This window comes from Kitasatospora sp. NPDC059408 (assembly GCF_042751525.1).
Taxonomy (GTDB): Bacteria; Actinomycetota; Actinomycetes; order Streptomycetales; family Streptomycetaceae; genus Kitasatospora.
Map to the genome: position 1 here is coordinate 1 of NZ_JBHYWI010000170.1, position 5,188 is coordinate 5,188.

Below are 5,188 nucleotides of genomic sequence, written 5' to 3' on the forward strand. Positions count from 1 at the left end.
GGGCGGCTCCGAAGGGCCAATACCTTCATCATCCGTACAGCACCGCTTACAGAAGCTCCCTACAATCAACTTCCTTTCAGCGTTCAGGACGCAAGCCCAGGGGAAATGCTCACGTGACGACCGTCCGGGAGGACGGCGGTGTGCTCCACGGCCTTCGCGTCGACGTACGCGGCGGTGAACACCCCGTACGGTGCGCCCGGGCCGGGAGGCGCGGTCAGATGGAAGCCCGGGTAGCCGGCGAGGCCCAACTCGACGGCGGCCTTGCCGAGTTCGCGCCCGACCTTGGACGGGTCCGGGTCCCGGGCGGTCAGGCGCAGCAGCGCGGAGGCGCCCTCCTCGGTGGGCGCGTCCGGGTGGTCGGTGCGGGCGAGGGTCCAGGTCAGCTCGGCCGGGCGGCGGCCGGGCGGGATGGCCGCCTCCAACTGCCGCTGCACCAGCTCCGACTTGGCCTCGATGTCGAGCCCGGTAAGGACGAACACGACCTCGTTGCGGTGGCCGCCGAGGCTGTTGAGGCCCACCTTGACCGTGGCGGGCGGCGCCTCGCCGCGCACACCGTCGATGCGGACCCGGTCGGGGCCCTCCTGGGTGAGGCGGACGGTGTCGAGCCGGGCCGTGACGTCCGGCCCGAGGTAGCGCGAACCCGTGGTCTCGTACAGGAGTTGGGCCGTGACGGTACCGGTGGTGACGGCGCCGCCGGTGCCCGGGTGCTTGGTGATCACGCTGGAGCCGTCGGCGTGCAGCTCGGCGATCGGGAAGCCGGGCCTCGTCACGTCGTGCTCCCGGAAGAACGCGTAGTTCCCGCCGGTGGCCTGTGCTCCGCACTCCAGGACGTGGCCGGCGACGACGGCGCCGGCGAGGGCGTCCAGGTCGGCCGGGGTCCAGCCGAAGTGGGCGATCGCCGGGCCGGCCACCAGGGCCGCGTCGGTGACCCGGCCGGTGACGACGACGTCCGCGCCCTCGGCCAGGCAGGCCGCGATCCCGAACCCGCCGAGGTAGGCATTGGCGGCCAACAGTCCATCGGGCAGCCCGAGTTCGGCGATACGCGGGAGCAGGTCGTCGCCCTCGACGTGGGCCACGGCGGCGGCGATCCCGTACCGCAGGGCCAGCTTGCGCAGTTCGCCCGCGAGCCGGGCCGGGTTGAGCCCGCCCGCGTTGACGACGATCCGCACCCCGCGCTCGCGGGCGAGGCCCAGGCACTCCTCCATCTGCCGCAGGAACGTCCGCGCGTACCCCAGCGACGGGTCCTTCAGGCGGTCCCTGGCCAGGATGAGCATCGTCAGCTCCGCCAGGTAGTCCCCGGTCAGCACGTCCAGCGGCCCGCCGGTGAGCATCTCCCGGACCGCCGCGAACCGGTCGCCGTAGAACCCCGAGGCGTTCCCGATCCGCAAACCCGCACGCGCGCGCACCAATGCGCCTCCTCTGCCGGTGAGTTGACGGCCGCCCGACGGCCACCGCCGGGCAGCAGCGTGGCACCGGCCGGAGAAAAAAGCAATCACGCCTGCTTGTTTTTAACCTTGCCCGATCGACCGGGCGCAGGCTCCCGGTGTGACGGGAAGTCGTAGTTGGTTCGCGGCGGGGTCAGCCCGGCGGGCGCGGGGGGCGTCCAGGTCGATCACCGGGCGGCGCGGCGGGCGACGCCGCTGCTGCCTGGTGCGCTGGTCGCGCTCCGCGGCCCAGGGGCACTGGACCTTCGGGCTGGTGCCGGCAGCCGGGCCCGTTCAGAACCCGTCCACTCACGGGCGGAGAACGAGTTTGCCCTTCGATCGGCGCCCGAGTAGGTTCTCGTGCGCATCGCGGGCCCGGGACAGGTCGTATTCCGCTCCGACCAGGGGCCGTAGGCGACTCCGTGCCGTGAGGTCGAGCAGCTCCGCCAGTGCCACGCTGCCGGCGCCATCCCTGGCGAGGAGCGGGACGAGCCAGAAGCCGGCGACGGTGATGCTGTCCACCGCGAGTCGGCTCGGAGGGATCGCGGAGGCCGGCTGCCGGGACGAGGCGCCGTAGGTGACCAGTCGGCCGAGGTATCCGAGCGTGTCCAGGGCGCTGTCGAGGACGGAGCCTCCGACAGCGTCCAGGATGATGTCGACCGGGCGTCCGTGATTGGCGTCGAGGATCCGTTCCCGGTACCCCTCCGCGTCACCGTCGATCGCCGCGTCCGCGCCGGCTTCGAGAGCGAAGGCTCGTTTGTCGTCGGACGACGCCGTGGCGATGATTCGCCCTGCTCCGAACTCTCGGGCCAACTGGACGACGAGGCTGCCCGTCCCGCCCGCGGCGGCATGGACCACCACGCTCTCCCCGGGTCTGATGCGCGCGACCGACCGCAGCAGATGCCATGCCGTCAGCCCCTGCACGAGAACGGCTAGCGCTTTACCCTCGCTCACATTCTCCGGCAAGGCGATCAGGTCGCGGTCGGCGACGACCGCCTGTGCGGCGTAACCGCCCTGCCGCACATAGCCGAGGACTCGTCGTCCAGCAGCCGTCCGGCCCACCACCTCCATGCCCGGAACACGTGGCAACGGGCCTTGAGGAGCGTATGGGCCGTCAGTGTGCTCGCCCGCGATCTGCTTGATGTCGCCGAAATTGACGCCTGCGGCGTCCACTTGGACCAGGGTCTCGCCCGGCCCTGCCACAGGGGTCGGCACATCGGCCTCCACGAGGACCTCGGGGCCGCCGAACCGCTCGTACCACATGGCACGCATAACCAGTCTCTCCCACCACGGTCACAGATCTCATGAGTCCGACGTCCCCACACCGCCAACTGTCTCTCCCGCAGCGGGCCGCCTCTGACAGGGCGCCGTCATGCCAGGGTCAGGGTACAACTCCTGTCTCCGGCAACCTTCCGCACCTCGGGGGAACCTCACTACCGAGAACGTACACCGACCGGTGGACTGGGAATCGGCACATCGTTCGCAGGCTCAACGCCTCCGAGAGGACCGTGGAGAACCACCTCAGCGGCGGCTACCCCAAACGTGGAGCGACCGGCAGAACCCAGGCGTTGCTCTGCACCCAACTCGTAAGTTTTGCCGACTGAACGGACAGTACCGGGCAATGGGTTCAATCGGCCATGTGGCCGAGACAGGACCTTTCGAGAAGGACGCTCCTGTTAGACCATGGGCAGTACGAACAGTGCTATGGACGGGGAAACGGGGAGCATTGAAGGGCCATCATATAAGGAGAAAATGGGGAGACCTGATACAGAGTCTCAACCTTCGTCACCGGCGTTCCCTGTCGAATGCCCTGTCGGAATCCCCGTCTCCACCGCCTCCTCGCACGAGAGAAGCTCCTTTCCGGCCTCGGTGCCGCCCGGCATGGGTGATCTCGTCAGCCGGCTCGAACGCTTCCTGCGGCACTGAGGTGCGCATCCGAGGCAACCACGCCACTCGCCCACGCCTTCAGGCGCGATCCGAGGAACCACGCGCTCGGCGCGCTGCCGGGTCGCTCCTTCATCGTGCCGACCGTCTCGACCACGCACGCGATGGTGACCGAATGGTTCCGCCCGGCCGCGAAAGCAAGTCGCCGCCTGCCGAACAGGGTCCTCCTGTGGCTCCTCGTCATGTCCGTCCTCTTGCCGCCCCTCACCCGGCGTGCACCCCGTCGACTTCTAGGTCCGCTTCGCCACTCGGCCAACGGCCGACGCCTACGATCTCGACCTCGCCGACACAGCACGCCTTGCCGCCTGGGCCTGGGGAATCGATCCTCTTCTGGAGACACGGCCCCCGGCTTCCCAGGCGTGCAGCCTCCTTGTCGTAGCCGCGGAGCAGTGGAGCCTGTGCGGCTTCTCGTTCCCCCGCCCTCGGACTGCTTCCTCTCCGTGCCCGGCCCGCAGCGCGGCGGCTCGCCATCGGGCGGGAGGACACCGAACGACACGGCTCCCTTCTCCCCACACCACGACCGACCTGCTGACTTCATGGAGATCCGCATGTCTTCCCCACGCGTACTCACAACAGACACGACATCTCACTCGCGGCAACGTGCACAGGCGCAGGTGCACAGAGAGGAGACGGAGCCGCTCAACCCGGGCTGGCTCCGTACCTTCGTGGAGGTCTACCGGACGGGATCCTTCGGGGGTGCGGCCCGGAAACTGCACATCTCGCAGCCTGCGGTCACGCATCAGATCCGGCTGCTGGAGGAGAGGGTCGGGACGCGTCTGTTCGTGCGTCAGGCCACCGGGTCCAAACCCACGCCGGCCGCCGATTCCCTTGCGCATGACGCCGAGGGCCCAGTCGATGCCCTCAACTTCGTGTTGCAGCGCTATTCCAGTAGCGGTGGCCCGCCCGGCAGGATCCGGATCGGTGCTCCCGGTGACCTGATCAGCGACCGGATCCTGCCCCTGCTCGCCGATCTACTCCTGGACAGTGTGCAGTTACGCACGACTCCCGCGCTGTCCGACGCGTTGCTTTCCCAGCTGACCGCGGGCGAGCTCGACATCGTTGTTGCCCGGACGCGCCCCCGCGTGACGGGGATCAGCGCGCTACCCCTCTACGACGAGGAGTGGAGCCTGGTCGCCCATCCCGACGTCGCGCGGACGATCCCCGAGAAGCATCTCGCCCGCAAGGCTCCGCACATCCTCGGGGGCCGTCACCTGATCGCCTGCGCCGAGTCCTTGCCGCTCATCGACCACTACTGGTGGTCGGTCTTCCACGCCGAAGTGCCCGCGGCACCCGATGTGGTGGTTCCCGATCAACGGGCCGTACTCGCCGCCGTCAAGGCATCGGTCGGCATCGCCGTACTTCCCACCTATCTCTGTGCCGACGATGTCGCCCAAGGCGCGCTGGTCCCCCTGCTCAAACCCGAGGTACCGCCGATCACCACCACGTACCTCGCCACACGGGAGGGAGACGTCACACGTTCCCAGATGTCGGCCGCTCACAGCAGGCTCCTCGAGCACGGCCGTCGCTGGACCTGACCGCACAGGAACCACCTGCATCGCGCCCTGGACGCCGCGAGCCAAAATAGTTGAGGTCATCATCATCTGACCTCGCCGCTTCCTCCTCGACGGACTTCACGCGCACACGTCTGATCGCCCTGCCGTCGGAGGACTGTGCGGCTCTGCACGCCGGACTGCGCCGGATGCTGAACCGAGCGCGGAGGTCGGGCGGGGGGGGGGGGGCGCCCCCCCCCCCCCCCCCCCCCCGCCCCCCCATGAGAACGCGCGAGACACCCAACCCGATAAAAGCGGGAGGGGGAAGGG

At 69.2% G+C, this 5,188-nt stretch carries 2 protein-coding genes and 1 pseudogene; 1 reads left to right on the top strand and 2 read right to left on the bottom strand.

Going from position 1 to position 5,188, the window contains the following annotated elements:
• Positions 1-98: 98 nt before the first annotated feature.
• A pseudogene (locus ACFXDE_RS43625) lies at positions 99-1,406 on the bottom strand (acyclic terpene utilization AtuA family protein); the annotation flags it as partial.
• Between the two features lie 327 nt (positions 1,407-1,733).
• Positions 1,734-2,687 (bottom strand): zinc-binding alcohol dehydrogenase family protein, encoded by a 954-nt coding sequence (locus tag ACFXDE_RS43630; RefSeq protein WP_380499765.1) that lies wholly within the window; start codon positions 2,685-2,687, stop codon positions 1,734-1,736.
• Between the two features lie 1,217 nt (positions 2,688-3,904).
• Between ACFXDE_RS43630 and ACFXDE_RS43635 the strand changes: the two genes are divergently transcribed.
• Positions 3,905-4,903 (top strand): LysR family transcriptional regulator, encoded by a 999-nt coding sequence (locus tag ACFXDE_RS43635; protein ID WP_380499766.1) that lies wholly within the window; start codon positions 3,905-3,907, stop codon positions 4,901-4,903.
• The last annotated feature ends 285 nt before the right edge of the window (positions 4,904-5,188 follow it).